Origin of the sequence: Clostridium sp. HBUAS56010, from assembly GCF_007115105.1 — a bacterium.
In the GTDB taxonomy this organism is placed as follows: Bacteria; Bacillota; Clostridia; order Lachnospirales; family Lachnospiraceae; genus Lacrimispora.
This window is the reverse complement of sequence record NZ_SULJ01000011.1, coordinates 103029-119543: the sequence shown is the minus strand read 5'-3', so window position 1 is coordinate 119543 and position 16515 is coordinate 103029. Positions and strand designations below refer to the sequence as shown.

General features: G+C 42.9%; 14 protein-coding genes. 12 read left to right on the top strand and 2 right to left on the bottom strand.

Features of this window, described 5'->3' with window-relative positions; translation table 11 throughout:
• Nucleotides 1–104: 104 nt before the first annotated feature.
• The gene (locus tag FAY33_RS15625; RefSeq protein ID WP_143322166.1) at nucleotides 105–1451 is read left to right on the top strand and encodes a glucose-6-phosphate isomerase; all 1347 of its coding nucleotides are present in this window, start codon (nucleotides 105–107) and stop codon (nucleotides 1449–1451) included.
• Between the two features lie 170 nt (nucleotides 1452–1621).
• Complete coding sequence (locus FAY33_RS15620; protein WP_143322165.1) at nucleotides 1622–2389, top strand: DUF6612 family protein; 768 nt, start codon at nucleotides 1622–1624, stop codon at nucleotides 2387–2389.
• A gap of 56 nt (nucleotides 2390–2445) precedes the next feature.
• Here the strand turns inward: FAY33_RS15620 and FAY33_RS15615 are convergent, their stop codons facing one another.
• Complete coding sequence (locus tag FAY33_RS15615; RefSeq protein ID WP_143322164.1) at nucleotides 2446–2712, bottom strand: hypothetical protein; 267 nt, start codon at nucleotides 2710–2712, stop codon at nucleotides 2446–2448.
• 164 nt (nucleotides 2713–2876) lie between these two features.
• On the opposite strand from FAY33_RS15615, the gene FAY33_RS15610 reads away from it, so the two are divergent.
• The 9 genes from FAY33_RS15610 to FAY33_RS15570 all read left to right on the top strand — a co-directional run bounded on the left by FAY33_RS15610 (nucleotide 2877) and on the right by FAY33_RS15570 (nucleotide 13578).
• Nucleotides 2877–3968, top strand: a complete 1092-nt coding sequence (locus FAY33_RS15610) for a hypothetical protein (protein WP_143322163.1) — start codon at nucleotides 2877–2879, stop codon at nucleotides 3966–3968.
• Between the two features lie 144 nt (nucleotides 3969–4112).
• Complete coding sequence (gene yyaC, locus FAY33_RS15605) at nucleotides 4113–4712, top strand: spore protease YyaC (protein WP_143322162.1); 600 nt, start codon at nucleotides 4113–4115, stop codon at nucleotides 4710–4712.
• A 62-nt stretch (nucleotides 4713–4774) separates the two neighbouring features.
• On the top strand, nucleotides 4775–6112 hold the full coding sequence (locus FAY33_RS15600) for a LysM peptidoglycan-binding domain-containing protein (RefSeq protein ID WP_143322161.1): 1338 nt from the start codon (nucleotides 4775–4777) through the stop codon (nucleotides 6110–6112).
• 73 nt (nucleotides 6113–6185) lie between these two features.
• A complete protein-coding gene (locus tag FAY33_RS15595; RefSeq protein WP_143322160.1) occupies nucleotides 6186–7454 on the top strand; it encodes a DUF5711 family protein in 1269 nt (422 codons plus the stop codon).
• Nucleotides 7451–9430, top strand: coding sequence for a transketolase (gene tkt, locus FAY33_RS15590; protein ID WP_143322159.1), 1980 nt, complete (start codon nucleotides 7451–7453; stop codon nucleotides 9428–9430). Before FAY33_RS15595 ends, tkt begins: the two co-directional genes overlap by 4 nt.
• Before the next feature lie 47 nt (nucleotides 9431–9477).
• Complete coding sequence (locus tag FAY33_RS15585) at nucleotides 9478–10422, top strand: ROK family glucokinase (protein WP_143322158.1); 945 nt, start codon at nucleotides 9478–9480, stop codon at nucleotides 10420–10422.
• Between the two features lie 309 nt (nucleotides 10423–10731).
• Nucleotides 10732–12402: a putative manganese-dependent inorganic diphosphatase gene (locus FAY33_RS15580; protein WP_143322157.1), complete on the top strand. Its 1671-nt coding sequence runs from the start codon at nucleotides 10732–10734 to the stop codon at nucleotides 12400–12402.
• 13 nt (nucleotides 12403–12415) lie between these two features.
• Nucleotides 12416–13054: a flavin reductase family protein gene (locus FAY33_RS15575; RefSeq protein WP_143322156.1), complete on the top strand. Its 639-nt coding sequence runs from the start codon at nucleotides 12416–12418 to the stop codon at nucleotides 13052–13054.
• Nucleotides 13054–13578: a shikimate kinase gene (locus tag FAY33_RS15570; RefSeq protein WP_143322155.1), complete on the top strand. Its 525-nt coding sequence runs from the start codon at nucleotides 13054–13056 to the stop codon at nucleotides 13576–13578. Before FAY33_RS15575 ends, FAY33_RS15570 begins: the two co-directional genes overlap by 1 nt.
• Before the next feature lie 66 nt (nucleotides 13579–13644).
• On the opposite strand, the gene FAY33_RS15565 is transcribed toward FAY33_RS15570, so the two are convergent.
• A complete protein-coding gene (locus FAY33_RS15565) occupies nucleotides 13645–15324 on the bottom strand; it encodes a methyl-accepting chemotaxis protein (protein ID WP_143322154.1) in 1680 nt (559 codons plus the stop codon).
• Nucleotides 15325–15766: 442 nt separating this feature from the next.
• On the opposite strand from FAY33_RS15565, the gene FAY33_RS15560 reads away from it, so the two are divergent.
• Nucleotides 15767–16507 (top strand): cell wall-binding protein, encoded by a 741-nt coding sequence (locus FAY33_RS15560; protein WP_143322153.1) that lies wholly within the window; start codon nucleotides 15767–15769, stop codon nucleotides 16505–16507.
• Nucleotides 16508–16515: the final 8 nt, after the last annotated feature.

The following is a 16515-nucleotide window of genomic DNA, read 5'->3' as shown; positions in this document are numbered from 1 at the left end:
GCAGACAGAGTAAAAGTGTATCGCAATCATGTAGTTTTTGTGGTATAATTTTCCTTAACAGGCAGTCAGCAACCTGAACATAAGGAAAAAGGAGAATATAAGCAATGGGAAATATAATTTTTGATTATTCTAAGGCGTCCGGCTTTGTCTCAGCAGAAGAAATGGAGAATATGAAAGCCACTGTGATGTGTGCCAGAGAGACCCTGATGGACAAGTCTGGTGCAGGCAATGATTATCTTGGGTGGATTGATCTTCCGACTGATTATGATAAGGAAGAGTTTCATAGAATAAAGGCAGCCGCAGAGAAAATTCAAAAAGACTCTGACGTACTGTTAGTCGTTGGCATTGGAGGCTCTTATCTCGGCGCAAGGGCAGCCATTGAATTTTTATCCCATAGTTTCCATAATAATTTGCCGAAAGAATTGCGTAAAACTCCTGAGATTTACTTTGTAGGGAACAGCATCAGCAGCAAATACATCCATGATTTAAAGGATGTGCTGAAAGGAAAGAATTTCTCTGTTAATATTATATCAAAGTCCGGAACCACTACGGAGCCGGCAATTGCATTCCGTGTATTCAAGGATCTGCTGATTGAAAAGTATGGCCGTGAGGAAGCAAATAAAAGAATTTATGCAACAACAGACAGGGCAAGAGGTGCCCTGAAAAATCTTGCAGACCAGGAGGGATATGAGACATTTGTAGTTCCTGATGATGTAGGCGGACGTTTTTCTGTGCTCACTGCCGTAGGGCTTCTTCCTATTGCAGTGTCAGGTGCCGATATAGACCGGCTGATGGAAGGGGCACAGAAGGCAAGAAAAGCAGCACTTGAAACTCCTTATGAGTCTAATCATGCTCTTTTGTATGCAGCAGTCCGTAACATTCTTCTCAGAAAGGGGAAATCAGTTGAGATCGTTGCCAATTATGAGCCCAGTCTCCATTATGTTTCCGAATGGTGGAAACAGTTGTTTGGAGAAAGTGAAGGAAAAGACCAGAGAGGAATATTCCCGGCGGCAGTCGATCTTACCACGGATCTTCACTCTATGGGACAGTTTATTCAGGATGGAGCCAGAATTATGTTTGAAACTGTGCTCAATATTGAGGGATCTCCAGAAGAGATTCTTCTAAAAGAGGAAGAGGGGGATACCGATGGAATGAATTATCTGGCGGGTAAGAGCGTTGATTTCGTCAACAAAAGCGCCATGAATGGAACAATCTTAGCACACACAGACGGCAGTGTGCCCAATCTTGTTATAGGAATTCCCAAACAGGATGAATATAGTCTGGGACAGTTGTTTTACTTTTTTGAATTTGCATGTGGTGTCAGTGGGTATGTTCTCGGGGTGAATCCCTTTAACCAGCCGGGAGTGGAGAGTTATAAGAAAAATATGTTTGCACTTCTTGGTAAACCGGGTTATGAAAAAGAGCGGGAAGAATTATTAAAGCGATTATAATATATTTTTATAGAGTACCGGTATGGTGGTCCCAGGGAAGCAGGACTGCCGTACCGGTATTTATTTACGGTTAATTTAATTAATATTTAACAAAACTTAATTAGAAATTTTAATAAGTATATTGTATACTTAATAGGTGTCACAAGAAACATACATTTTAGGAGGACGATATGAAAAAGAAAGTAACTGTTTTTCTTGCCGCAGCAATGGTATTTGCATTGACCGCATGCTCCGGAGGAAACGAAGCAAAGGCCGTTTATGATGATGCAACAAAGAAGACTTCAGAACTGACATCCATTGAGGCAACATCTCTCATTGATATGAAGATGGCTCAAGGGAAAGACGAAGAGAATGTCACCATGGATCTGGATATGAAGATGGTAGATCTTAATACAGAAAATATGAGATATCTGGCAGAAGGAAAGACTTCTGTAATGGGACAGAATGTTGATCTTTCCATGTATTATGAAGGTGGATACTATTACATGGAGACAGCAGGAAAGAAGATCAAGTATGCCATGGATTTAGATGAAATGATGAAGCAGATAAAACAGAGTACAGAGAATACAATGGATTCTTCCTATATGAAGAAGCTTGCAGTGAAAAAGGATGGGGAGAATCAGGTACTTACCTTTACCGTTGATGCTTCCAAGATGGAAACTTTTGCCAAGCAGATCATGGAGCAGTTAGGAACAGGCGCAGAGGGTGTTACTTACACTATTAAAAGTGTAGATGGTGAAGCAACCGTGAATAAAGACGGATACATTACAGCCCAGAAGGTTAATCTCTCTATGGAGATGACTTTAGAGGGACAGACAATTACCATTGATATGGTTACAGATACAACCTATAAGAATCCTGGTCAGCCAGTAGAAGTGACTGCCCCAGATTTAGAAGGATATACAGAGGTTGATCCAAGTGCTTTACAGGCACAGTAAAAATAATACGAAAAAAAGCTCTCCCCTGGCAGAAATGCTGTGCGGAAGAGCTTTTTTTATTCTTCAATTACCTGAATCTCTAAAAAATCAAATTCGATGTGTTCGATGAAGTTATCCTGGTTAAATCTGGCTTTTGAGTGTTTTTTAAATTCCTGGATAGTAGCTTCCAGCCACATGGGTTTGCCTAAGTCAAACTCATAGCAGATCTGTTCCAGTGATTCAAAAACCATAGAAGTTCTGGAGAGGTTGTAATCAGAGATACAGATAACTGTGTCCTTTAGAATCTTTGTGTCTTTTATTAATTTTGCCCACATGCGAAACATAATGGTTTCCCTTCTAAATAAGCGTTGTATACCGTAAGTTTTATGATGCAATGATTATATCACCATACGCGTATGCAGTGCAAGCAGGAAAATGACGGACATTGTAAAACAATAAGAAATATGATAGAATCTTCATAGGAAAAACCCAAGGAGGAAGACTTAAGATGGCACAACCCATAACAGATCAGGTTGGTTTTCTTGGAGAAGCCTGTAGAGCCGTTCAGGAGCTGGCGGCAAGCAGAAATCTTCTGGATGAGTTCTATCAGAAAAAGAAAAGTCTGGAAAAGGAGCTGGAGGCGGAAAAAAAGGCAGTCTCAGATGCCATTCAGTTCACGGTAAAAAAAAGAGTTGAAGAGATTGAAAGTACCTATGATAAAGAAATTGCCAGAGAACAGGATTCGTTAAAACGCATAAGAAGCAAACGGGAGAAAGCCAAAACCCAGGGAATTCGAGAGCGGATTGAAGAGGAAACTGCCGAACTTAAGAGCCACAACAAGGAATTGAAACGACAGACAAAAGATTTATTCAGACAGGAAGGCGTTCCTGGGATCTGTAACAGCAGGCTGTTTTATTCTCTTTATTTGCCAGGCGGATTTGGGGAATGGCTGATTTTGCTTATTTTTATTTTATTATGCTTTCTTGCAATTCCATGCGGGATCTATTTTTTCATTCCGGAAAGAAGTCTGATTTATTTAATTGGAATTTATTTTTTTACGATTCTTATCTTTGGGGGTATTTATATTTTCTTTAATAACCTGACAAAAGTGAGACATCTGACTGCCTTAAAAAAGGGAAGGTCCATCAGAGATCTTATGAAATCCAATGACAGGAAGATGAAAGTGATTATCCGCTCCATTAAACGGGATCGTGACGAAGCGGTTTATAACCTGGAAAGATTCGATGATGAGATTGCCAGGACGGAGCAGGATCTGGCGGATATTATGGATAAAAAGAGGGAAGCTTTGAACACATTTGATAAGGTGACAAAGACCATTATTTCAGATGAGATTGCTGCCAATACTAAGGACAAGCTGACCAGGCTTTTAAAGGATTATGAAGAAGCTTCTGCCAGTGCAAAGGAAGCTGAGATTCGTGTCAAGGAGCAGACCTTGTTTATTAATGATAATTATGCGTCTTATATTGGAAAAGAGTTTATGGTACCGGACAGGCTTGATGAACTGGCTGATATAATCCGGATGGGGAAGGCTTCCTCCATTAGTGAAGCCAAGAATCTTTATAAGAGCCTTAAGGACTAGAATGAGGGTGCAGGAAGAACGCGCAGAAGCGTGGTTTTCCTGTGCCTGTTTTTTTTGAAACTTTCCCGGACCGTGTGGTGAATAATTCCAGAAATAGCGGCTTATAATAGAACAGAGAAAATAAGGACAGCAAGGCAGGATATTATGAAACTATGGGAAAGAATTGCGATCCGGGGAAACCGCGACGTTTTTTATTATGACACAAAGCATACCTTTGAGGCAGAAGATTTTGCTTCCCGGCTTTACGATATGATAAGTACGGAGCTGGAATTAAAGAAGGCATCAGGTGTACTTTTTTTGTGTATAGGCACTGATCGTTCCACGGGAGACAGCCTTGGGCCCTTAATCGGTTACAAGTTAAAAGAAACGGGACTGGAACATATTGAAGTTATGGGAACACTGGACCGTCCGGTTCATGCAATGAATCTTGAGACGTATCAGACAATTTTACGGCTGCGTTATCCCAATTATGTGGTGGTCGCAGTGGATGCCTCCGTTGGTAATATGGAGCATATCGGCTATGTAACCCTTGGAAGGGGCGCACTAAAACCAGGGCTTGGAGTGAGCAAGGAACTGCGTGCGGTTGGGGATCTTTTTATAACTGGAATCGTGGGAAGCTGTGGAAATTACGATCCTCTTATGCTCCAGAGTATCCGGCTGTCAATTGTTATGCGTATGGCTGACTGCATTAGCCGTAGTATTTATCTTGTCGAAAAGTTATGGGAAAACTCGTCCACACTTTGACACGATTCTCATCTTTGCTATGTTATGATTCATTGGATTAATAAGAATAGCGGGGTGAGCCAATGGGTGAATTATACAATCCGTTCCCGAAGCTGCCAAAGAATATAAGGCAGATCGGGGAACGGGATCAGATCGTAAAACTGTATGTTGAGGATTATGTAAACACTTATTTAAAACGTTTGTATCCTGCGCCGGGACAAGGACTGCGGGTAGGACTGCTTCTGGGAACCATTGAAATGAATGATGGGACACCATATATTTTCATCGACGGTGCATTGGAGATGGAAGAGGTTACCGAAGCAGGAGGAAAGGTGGTTTTTACGGAAATTGCCTGGAAAAAAGCTTACCAGAGCCTGGAAGAGCTTTTCCCTAAACGATCAATTATGGGCTGGTTTTTATGTGGCAGTCCAGGAGATGATTTAACTCCTTTGAATTATTGGAAACAGCATATCCAGTATTTTGAAGGAAGCAACAAACTGATGTATTTAAGCAGTGGAACAGAGGGGGATGAAACAATATACATAACGTCCGAAGACGGTTTTTACAGGCTTCAGGGTTATAGTATATTTTATGAGCGAAATCAGATGATGCAGGATTATATGGTTTTGCGTAAAGATGTAAAACGTATCGAAACCGATACAAATGATAAGGTAATTGAAGAATTCCGCAAGCGAATGGACGATCGTAAAGAAGAAGTAACGGACAGGCATCAGACTGCCGGGCTTCTAAAGGGCATGTGTACTGCCATGTCGGTCGTCATATTAGCTGGCGGAATTGTTATGTTTAACAACTATGAGCGGATGAGAAGTATGGAAAGTGTGATTGCGTCTGCCATTCCTGCAAAGGCGGAACAGGTTCTGGGTAAAAGTGTGAAGAAAGGGGGAAAATCCGAATCAAAGGTAGTGATAGAGGAAGTGGAGGGTGGAATTAGTCCCACCACAGCAGTAAATAAGGAAACTATGTCGAAAACAATTCCGGAAACAAAAGGCAGGGACGGACAGGCTCAGGCTGAAACGGCTTCAGAAAAAGAATCTTCTGGTGAAGCCAGTGAGACCAGTGCAGCTTCTGCTGAGACAAAAGCTCCGACAGAGACAAAAACTTCCGCAGAGACAAAAGCTTCGACAGAGACCAGTACTGCACAATCCAGTGCGGCTGTACCGGAAACCAGTCAGGCAGTATCTGAGAGCAAGCCTCTAAAGGAGAGCACTGAGACTCCGGCTGAAACAAAAGAAGCATCCGCGGCAGGAAAAAGAATCCATGTGGTGCAGGAAGGGGAAACGCTTTACGGAATCAGTATAGCAGAATACCATACGGTAAACCGGGTAAAAGAAATCTGTGAGTTAAATGGATTGGAGGATGAAAATAAGATCATTGAGGGTCAGAAATTACTGCTTCCGTAGAAAAATATAATGCGTTTCTTCTGAAAATGATGTATACTACAACTATATATGGGCATTTTTAGGAGAAAACTGCATGAGCGAACTGAACTCTATGAACAGAGAGATTAAAAAAAACCAGCTAAGGCGACAGATTGTCCCCACTTCTGCCAATAAGGACGAATCCAGCGAGGAAATCATAAAAAAAGCCCGGGTTAAAGTGAAGAAAAAGAGGCTCAGAATCTTCCTGGTCCTGTCTGTTGTATGTCTGGCAGGAGGAATTGGTGTCTATCAGTATTTCCAGTTTCATCAGTACACCAGTTTTGGTGTGGTATGGGAAAAGGCGATGAATGAGGGGAGTTTTGAAGGATATATGAATTTTGGCTCCAACGTGCTGAAATACAGCAAGGATGGCGCCTCCTATATAGATTCGAAGGGAAAGGAAGTTTGGATTCAAAGTTATGAGATGAAATCCCCCAAAGCGTATGTGAGCGGTGATTATGCAGCCATTGCAGACCAGCAGGGGAATTCGATCTATATCTTTGACAAAGCAGGTAATACAGGTGTTGCCACTACTGTGCTTCCGATTGTAAAGGCTTCTGTATCTTCTTATGGAGTGGTGGCAGCCATATTAGAAGACTCCACCTCCAATTACATATATTTCTTTAAACAGGATGGATCAGTGCTTGATGTAAAGATCAAGGCTCTTTTAGGCGGAGATTCCGGCTACCCGGTAGATGTTAGCCTGTCTCCGGATGGGACTCAGCTCATTGGAGCCTATGCTTATGTAAAAAATGGCACTTTAAACGGCAGAGTGGCATTTCATAATTTTGCAGAAATTGGAAAAAGCGTACCGGACAGGCTGGTGGGCGGCTTTGATGAGCCATATGTTTCTTCTCTTGTTGCCCAGGTTCGGTTTCTTGATGATACTTATTCCTGCGCATTTGCGGATAATAGTGTATCCTTTTATTCCACAAAAAATGCACTTTCACCAGAGCTTATAAAGCAGATTCCCATTGAGGATGAGATAAAGAGTGTGTTTTACTCAAAGAAGTATGTTGGACTTGTTGTTACAGGTTCCGATGGGCAAGAACGTCTTCAGGTGTATAAAGCCAATGGGGACAAGGTATTTACAAGTGATTTCCAGTATTCGTATACCAATGCCGATATTGACGGCGACCGAGTATTTCTGTATAATGAGAATTCGTGCAGAGTTTATAACCTGTCCGGCAGGCTTAAGTTTTCAGGCACATTTGATTTTCCGGTATCCAAGGTCCGTAACGGCAGATTTCCTAATACTCTGATCGTGACTGGTCCTCAAAATATGAAAGAAATTAGATTACAAATAGGAGGGCATTACCAATGAGCAACGTAGAATCCATGTCAATCAATGCAATCCGCATCTTATCCGCAGATGCGATCCAGAAAGCTAATTCCGGACATCCCGGACTTCCCTTAGGCTGTGCAGCCGCCGCTTATGAATTATGGGCAAACCACTTAAATCACAATCCGGCGGATCCAGACTGGACAAACAGGGACCGTTTCGTATTATCTGGAGGTCATGGTTCCATGTTATTATATTCCCTCCTTCATTTGTTTGGATATGGGAATTTATCCAAAGAAGATTTGATGAATTTTCGTCAGTTAGGTTCAAAGACTCCGGGTCATCCGGAATATGGTCATACCGTAGGAATCGAGGCGACTACAGGTCCTCTTGGCGCAGGTATGGGTATGGCAGTTGGTATGGCGATTGCAGAAACTCATCTGGCATCTGTATTTAATAAAGACAATTTTCCTGTTGTAGATCATTACACCTATGTACTTGGCGGAGATGGCTGTCTCATGGAAGGAATCTCTTCAGAAGCATTTTCACTGGCAGGAACCCTTGGTCTGGGAAAACTCATCGTTCTTTACGATTCCAACCAGATTTCTATTGAAGGAAGTACGGACATTGCATTTACAGAGGATGTTCAAAAACGCATGGAGGCATTCCATTTCCAGACAATTACCGTAGAAGACGGCAATGATCTGGGTGCAATTGCCCGTGCCATTGAAGAAGCAAAAGCAGATACAGAGCATCCTTCCTTTATTACAATTAAGACCCAGATCGGTTACGGCTGTCCTGCAAAGCAGGGAAAAGCAAGCGCTCACGGAGAGCCTCTTGGAGCGGATAATATCACTGCTTTAAAGGAGAATTTAGGCTGGCCTTCTACAGAGCCGTTCTTTGTTCCCGAAGAGGTTTACAGCCATTACAGAAAGCTGGCAGAGAATAAGGCAGAAGTAGAAGCTGCATGGAATGTAATGTTTGCAGCATATTGCCAGGAATACCCGGATATGGAAAATCTCTGGAACGCATATCATGACCCCGATGGAGCCGAGAAGTCCATTGAAGCATGCAAAGATTTCTGGAAAGATTCTGAAAAGGCAGATGCCACAAGGAATATATCCGGTCAGGTTTTAAACCGGATCAAGAGTTTTATGCCAAACTTAATCGGCGGTTCTGCAGACCTTGCTCCTTCCAATAAGACTAACATGTCTGATGTGGGAGATTACTCAAAGGAAGACCGGGGCGGACGAAACATGCACTTTGGTGTAAGAGAGCTGGCGATGACTGCAATCGGAAACGGTATGCTGCTTCACGGCGGTCTTCGTACATTTGTTGCAACTTTCTTTGTGTTCAGTGACTATACAAAGCCAATGGCTCGTTTGTCTTCTCTGATGGGAATTCCGCAGATCTTTGTATTTACCCATGACAGCATTGGTGTGGGTGAAGACGGACCAACCCATGAGCCGATTGAACAGCTTGCCATGCTTCGGGCTATGCCGAATTTCCATGTATTCCGTCCTTGTGATGAGACAGAGACAGAAGCAGCATGGTATTCTGCATTGACTTCTAAAAAGACTCCTACCGGTCTTGTTCTTACCAGACAGAATTTGACTCCAATGCCAGGAAGCAGCAAGGACGCCTTAAAAGGAGGCTATATTATTGACGACTGTGCCGGAACACCGGACATCATTCTGATTGCCAGCGGTTCTGAGGTGGAACTTGCAGTGAAGGCAAAAGAACTTCTCGCCGGTCAGAAGGTGCGAGTTGTTTCCATGCCATGTATGGATTTATTTGAGGAGCAGACTGAGGCATACAAAGAATCTGTTCTTCCAAAAGAGGTTCGCAAACGTGTGGCAGTGGAAGCGTTAAGTGACTTTGGCTGGGGCAAATATGTAGGACTTGACGGTGCATATGTGACCATGAAAGGCTTTGGTGCCAGCGGTCCTGCCGGACAGTTATTCAAACATTTTGGATTTACAGCGGAGCATGTGGCAGAAGTTGCAAAATCCTTATAAGAGATGGGGTACATCCTGATACAAAAGGAAAAGGAGCGTTTGAGGTCATGGGTATGAAGTGTATTGGTGTTGACGTTGGCGGTACTTCTGTAAAGGTTGGCATGTTTGAAGTCACAGGAAAACTTTTGCATAAGTGGGAAGTCATAACCCGAAAAGAAGAGAACGGCAAATATATTCTTGGAGACACTGCCGCCTCCATATTAAAGAAGCTGAAAGATCTTAATATTTCCATGGAAGAGATCTGTGGGGTGGGAATGGGACTTCCAGGTCCTGTTCTGCCGGATGGCTATGTGGAGGTCTGCGTCAATTTAGGCTGGAAAGATTGTTACCCGGAGCGGGAATTGAGCGAAAAGCTTCAGGGAATTCCGGTAAAAAGTGCCAATGATGCCAATGTTGCCGCTCTGGGTGAGATGTGGCAGGGAGGCGGAAAGGGCTATGATGATATTGTCATGGTCACTCTTGGTACCGGTGTTGGCGGAGGTGTGGTAATAAACCAGAAGATCGTTGCCGGAAAACATGGTCTGGCGGGAGAGATTGGTCACATTCATATCCGTGACGAGGAAACGGAAACCTGTAACTGCGGTGGAGTCGGCTGTGTGGAACAGATTGCAAGTGCAACAGGAATTGCAAGAGAAGCAAGGCGAATGATGGCTTCTAAAGAGATTCCTTCTGTGCTGAGAACTTATGGAGATGAAGTCACAGCAAAGGACGTGCTTGACGGCGCAAAGGCTGGTGATGCGCTGGCTCTTCAGGTGATGGATGTGGTAAGTCATTATCTGGGGCTGATTCTTGCGCAGATTTCCATGACTACAGACCCTGATGTGTTCGTCATTGGCGGAGGTGTGTCAAAGGCGGGGCAGTTTCTGATTGATATCATTCAACAAAGCTATGAGAGATTTACTCCTATTTCTAAAAATAAGAGCGGAATCGTTCTTGCAACCCTGGGCAATGATGCCGGAATCTATGGGGCAGCCAGATTGATTCTGGATTAATTGATAAAAAATACCAGGTATGGGCGAGGGGGTTATTCTTCGGCATACCTGGTATTTTCTTTCTCTTTTTCGTAGGGGGACACTTATTTACAATTTACTAAATTATGATATAATGGGAATACTTAGCAGAGGTTATTTTTTGACATGAGGAGGCCCCGATTGATGGTCAACCGGGGCAATTATGAAAAATCTATGTGCAACTTAACTGATAAACTAATTTGTGTAACTGATTTTCTATACAAATAGTATAAAAAATAGATATGAACGCAATGTGAACCGCCTGTAAACAGATTATGAAAAGGAGAAATCATGGAAAAGAGCCTGAAAAATAGAAAGACAATTGTCATAGGTCATAAGAATCCGGATACTGACTCGATTTGTTCTGCTGTCTGTTATGCCAATTTGAAAAAGATCTTATCCGGAGAGGATTACCAGCCTGGCCGTGCAGGAAGAGTGAATGAGGAAACTCAGTTTGTGCTGAATTACTTTGGTGTGGATGCCCCAAAGCTTGTAGAGAATGTAAAAACCCAGGTATTGGATATTGATATCAGGGAGACAAAAGGGGTGGAGAAAAACCTTTCTCTGAAAAGGGCATGGAATCTTATGCAGGAGGCAAATGTAGTCACCATTCCTGCAGTTACCCCCGAAGGATTGTTAGAGGGACTGATTACGGTAGGAGATATTGCCAAGTCCTATATGAATGTATATGACAGCAGTATTTTATCGAAAGCCTGCACCCAGTATGCCAATATTGTGGAGACACTGGAAGGCGAGGTTCTGGTTGGAGATTCGAACGCGTATTTTGATAAGGGAAAGGTGCTTATTGCTGCAGCCAATCCTGATATGATGGAGTATTATATTTCCAAAGGAGATCTGGTTATTCTGGGAAACCGGTATGAGTCCCAGCTTTGTGCCATTGAGATGGAAGCTGCCTGTATCATTGTCTGTGAAGGTGCTGCTGTTTCCATGACCATCAAAAAACTGGCTCAGGAGCGGGGCTGTACGGTGGTAACCACTCCGTATGATACTTATACAGCCGCCCGTCTGGTAAACCAGAGCATTCCTATCAGCTTTTTTATGAAAACGGAGGGGCTGATTACCTTTGAAGACGAGGATTATATTGATGAGATTAAGGACGTGATGGCAAGTAAACGCCACCGGGATTTCCCGATACTTGATAAGCATGGGAAGTACAAGGGAATGATCTCCAGACGGAATCTGCTGGGAGCAAAAGGGAAGCGGCTGATTCTGGTAGATCATAATGAGCGGTCTCAGGCAGTGGAAGGAATGGAAAGTGCAGAGATTCTGGAGATCATTGATCACCATCGTCTTGGAACTGTGGAAACCATTGCACCTGTTTTTTTCCGCAATCAACCGGTAGGATGTACAGCTACAATTGTGTATCAGATGTATCAGGAAAACGATGTTGCCATTGAGCCTAAGATCGCAGGGCTTTTGTGCAGTGCTATTATTTCGGACACTCTTTTGTTCCGTTCTCCCACCTGCACGGAGGCGGATAAGAATGCGGCGCTGGCTTTGGCTAAGACAGCAGAAATTGATATTGAAAAGTATGCGTCTTCCATGTTTGCAGCAGCCAGCAACTTAAAGGGAAAGACAGATGCGGAGATCTTTTATCAGGATTTTAAGAGGTTTACAGTTGGAAAGGTAACCTTTGGAGTCGGGCAGATCAGTTCTCTAAATGCAGAGGAGTTAGGAGAACTGGAAGAACGTATGCTTCCGTATATGAAGAAGGCAAAGGACGAACACGGGGTGGATATGATGTTTTTTATGCTTACCAACATTCTGACGGAGTCCACAGAACTGCTTTGTGAAGGTCAGGGAGCAAAACAGATGGTTGCAGGTGCATTCCGTGCAGAGGATGAGAATGCCGACAAGCAGGATCATGTGATAAGTCTGCCTGGGGTGGTGTCCAGAAAGAAGCAGTTGGTCCCCAGCATTATGTTGGCTGTTCAGGGTTAGAAAAGGAGATTCAATGAAAAGAGAACAGATAAAGGAAAAGAGTCTGCCTGCAAAAAGTAAGAAAGTAGATTGGAAAGCAGGGAATATGCTCTATCCGGTGCCGGCTGTTATGGTTAGCTGCCAGAGAGAGGGAGAGAAGCCGAATATTATCACTGTAGCCTGGGCGGGAACGGTCTGTTCCACTCCTGCCATGCTTTCTATCTCCATCCGTAAGGAACGGTATTCCTATAACATTATAAAGGAAACCGGGGAATTTGCGGTCAATCTGGTGACAAAAGACCTTGTGAGGGCAACGGATTACTGCGGGGTCCGGTCGGGAAGAGATGTGGATAAATTTGCGGAGATGAAACTGACGCCTTGTACCCTGAAACATATTAAAGCGCCTGGTATAGAAGAAAGCCCTGTCTGTCTCGCCTGTAAGGTGGTGGAAGTAAAACCTCTAGGAAGCCATGATCTGTTTCTTGCAGAAATTCTAGGAGTTACAGTGGACAGCAGATATATGGATGAGAAGAATAAATTTCATCTGAACCAAAGCGGCTTGGTTTCCTATTCCCATGGCGAGTATTTTGAACTGGGGAAAAAGCTTGGAAGTTTTGGATATTCCGTCAGAAAGACAGACAAGAAGTCAACGGGCAGGAGGAAAAAGAAGTAATGGATAAGCGGGATAATATAACTTTGATTGGAATGCCTGCCTCTGGAAAGAGTACCATAGGAGTTTTGCTGGCAAAACGTCTTGGTTATTCTTTTGTGGATGTGGATATTGTGATCCAGGAAAAAGAAGGACGCCTGTTAAAAGAGATTATTGCGGATGAAGGGGATGATGGTTTTCTGGAAGTGGAAAACCGGATTAACCGGGAACTTTCTGTCAGTCACAGCGTTATCGCACCTGGCGGAAGCGTGATCTACGGGAAAGAGGCAATGGAGCACTTAAAGGATATCAGCGTTGTGGTCTACTTAAAATTAGATTATAACAGTCTGGAGGAACGTCTGGGGAACCTGGTTGACCGTGGTGTGGTGTTAAAGGATGGAATGACGTTAAAAGACCTTTATGAGGAACGAACCCCTTACTATGAGCGATATGCTGACATCACGATTGATGAAAGCGGACTGGAAGCAGGGGATATTGTTGATGAACTGAGATCTATCATGGAGAAACGGTTTGGACTGCTTACATAAAAGCATTAAAAAAGAGGTATGAGGAATCTGTGTCTATTGACGGATTTCTCATACCTCTTTTGATTGTTATTCTTTTATTTTAAATCGTTTCATAAGCATCTTGAGCATATTCGCCTGGCTGGACATCTCCTGGCTGGCTGCGGCGCTTTCTTCTGATGTGGCAGAATTTGTCTGGATTACACTGGCAATCTGGTCAATGCCCTGTGTAACCTGGTTGACAGCAAGTGCCTGATCTTTGGAGGCGTTGGAGATTTCATAAACCAGTTTTGCCATTGTCTGTGCGGAATCTACCACATGATCAATGGATTCTGCAGTTTCCTTGGCAATATGGTTTCCGTCTTCAATGGAGTTGATGGCACTTTCAATTAAAACGGCTGTATTCTGAGATGCTTCCTGGCTCTTATTGGCAAGGTTTCTGACTTCATCAGCAACAACTGCAAATCCTTTTCCTGCCTCGCCTGCTCTTGCGGCTTCTACGGCTGCATTTAAAGCCAGAAGATTGGTCTGGAATGCAATGTCTTCAATGGTTTTGATGACTTTCTTGATCTCAGAAGAAGCATTGCTGATGGTATCCATGGCATCTGTTAAGTTTTCCATTCTCTTCTTGCTGGATCTCAATTCCAGGGAGGTATTATTAACCTGAGTACTGGTTTCTTTTGCATTTTCCGCATTATGATTTATGTTATTGGAGATATCGTTGATCGTGGCTGCCAGTTCTTCAATCGAAGATGCCTGTTCTGTGGCTCCCTGGCTCAATGCCTGGGCACTGCTTGCCACCTGGTCGGCACCGGAAGCCACCTGATCGGAGGCTTGGGTAATTTGTCCCATAACATCATTTAAGGAGCTTGTAAGGTTTTCAATGGAAACCTGTACCTTGCGGTATTCGCCCTTGAATTCTTCCGGATTATTGGGAATGTCAAAGTCTCCCTGAGCCATACGTTCGGTGGTGTCTGATATGTACTGCATATAGTGGGAGGTCTGCGCCATCATGGTTCTCATACTGTCTGCAAGACTTCCAAGTTCATCCCCGGAACGGTATTCAAGGGTTACGTTTAAATTACCCTGAGCCATGCGGTCGGCAACATCCTTTAGTTCATCAAGGGGTCTGGTAATTCCTTTTGTAATGTGCATTGCATAGACGATGGAGACTGCAATGGAGGAAATAATAATGATCATCATGATTACAATAAATATAACAGCCTGCCTTTGAAGCTGGGCAGAGCGCAGTTCTCCGGTAGCAGATTTGTCTGCCAGTATGGTATTAATCAGGTCTCCAATCTCGGCGGCAAGAGGGGCGGCATTGGAACGAAAGTAGGTCATGGATTCCTGGGGGGATTTATCTGCCAGGGAAATGGTCTCATTGCGAACCTGTTCGTAGGTTTTCAGCTTCTCCGAAAGGCTGGCAAAACGTTCCTTTTCAGAAGCCGTTTTCATATGGGCTCCCACTTTTTCCAGCTTTTCGTTGATTGTGCTGATCTGATTCGTAAGAACTTCCTTCTGTTTTTTGGATTCTGCGGCATCATTGGCAGAAATGATGTAGAGAACCGTGGAACGGTGTGCCTGAAATGCCTGTCCAAGACTTCCAATATCACCCTGGGAAAATCCATAATCATTTAGTTCCCTGTTGTACTCTTTGTCAAGATTGCGAATGAGCTGAATTCCGATTATTCCAGCCAGACACGAAAATAGTACGACAATTAAAAATGTAACAAATAGCCGGTTTTTAACTTTTAGTTTGTTTAGCATAATTTTTCCTCTCTTGTATATCCGCTTACAAAAGCGTTTTGATCTATAAAATAGCACGATATTCTTGTGGTATTGTATACTCTTTCTTACTAGATTTATTATAGTTATATTTTGTTAAATAGTCAATGCCAATACTGTACTATTTTCGTAAAGTATCCTTTTAAATAAAAATATTTTCTCATTTGTGTCTTGTTCCTTATTTTTCCATTAATATTATAATATATAAAATTGGTTGAATTTCTTATATTTTTCTAATTTTTGATAAATTTACATCAGTAATACCGCTTCCAAACAATTGACAGATGAAGAATAATTCGCTAAAATTGCGGTTAGACATGGCTAACCAATGGCGGTAAAGTATAAATAAACCGCAGTTTGTAGGCCATTTTTAGTGGTATACCAATTGGTATATCCAATATTATAGAAAAGAAGAGGTACCCCAATGTTTGGAAAGAGAATTCTAATTGTATTACTTGCTGTAGCGTTCGCATCAGTAATTCCCTCCATGACTGCATTTGCAGAAGCAAAAAAAAGAGTGAGAACGGTTGCAATGAAGATCGAAACTAATATTGTTCCAGGTGGATCGGTCATGCACCAGCCAGTTGAAATTGATGTTGACAATGACAGATATGAAGTTATTGATTATCTGTTTACGAACCAGGGACTATTGTGGCCCGATGGAGATGTACCAAGATTGGAAATTACATTAAAGACTGTGCCAGGGTATTGCTTTAAGACAAGTGATTACAGTTTCCATATTGATGGCGGAACCTATGTAAAGCAGATAAAAGAGGAAGAAGTGAAAGATGATGACGATGAATGGAAGATGACCATAAGAGTTGTCGTGGATCTGGCTCCTGTAAGTGAATATACCCAGGAAATTAAAGCGGCGGACTGGACAGATGGCTTTGTGGCAAGCTGGACAAGCTGTATCAATGCAGGAAGTTATGAGGTAAGCATATACCGGGATGGAAAGCGTGTTGGACCGGTGAAGAGGACAGAAAATAACTGGATTAATTTAAACCAGTACATGGCGAAAAACGGTAATTATTCTTTCCGTGTCCGACCTGTTAATAAGGAAAACACAGGAATTAGAGGACAATGGGTGGAAGTTGGTTCTACCTATGTGGATGCAGAGGCTGCAAACCGAAATTTAATTGCAGCAGGAATAGCGGTGCAGTAATCAGATAA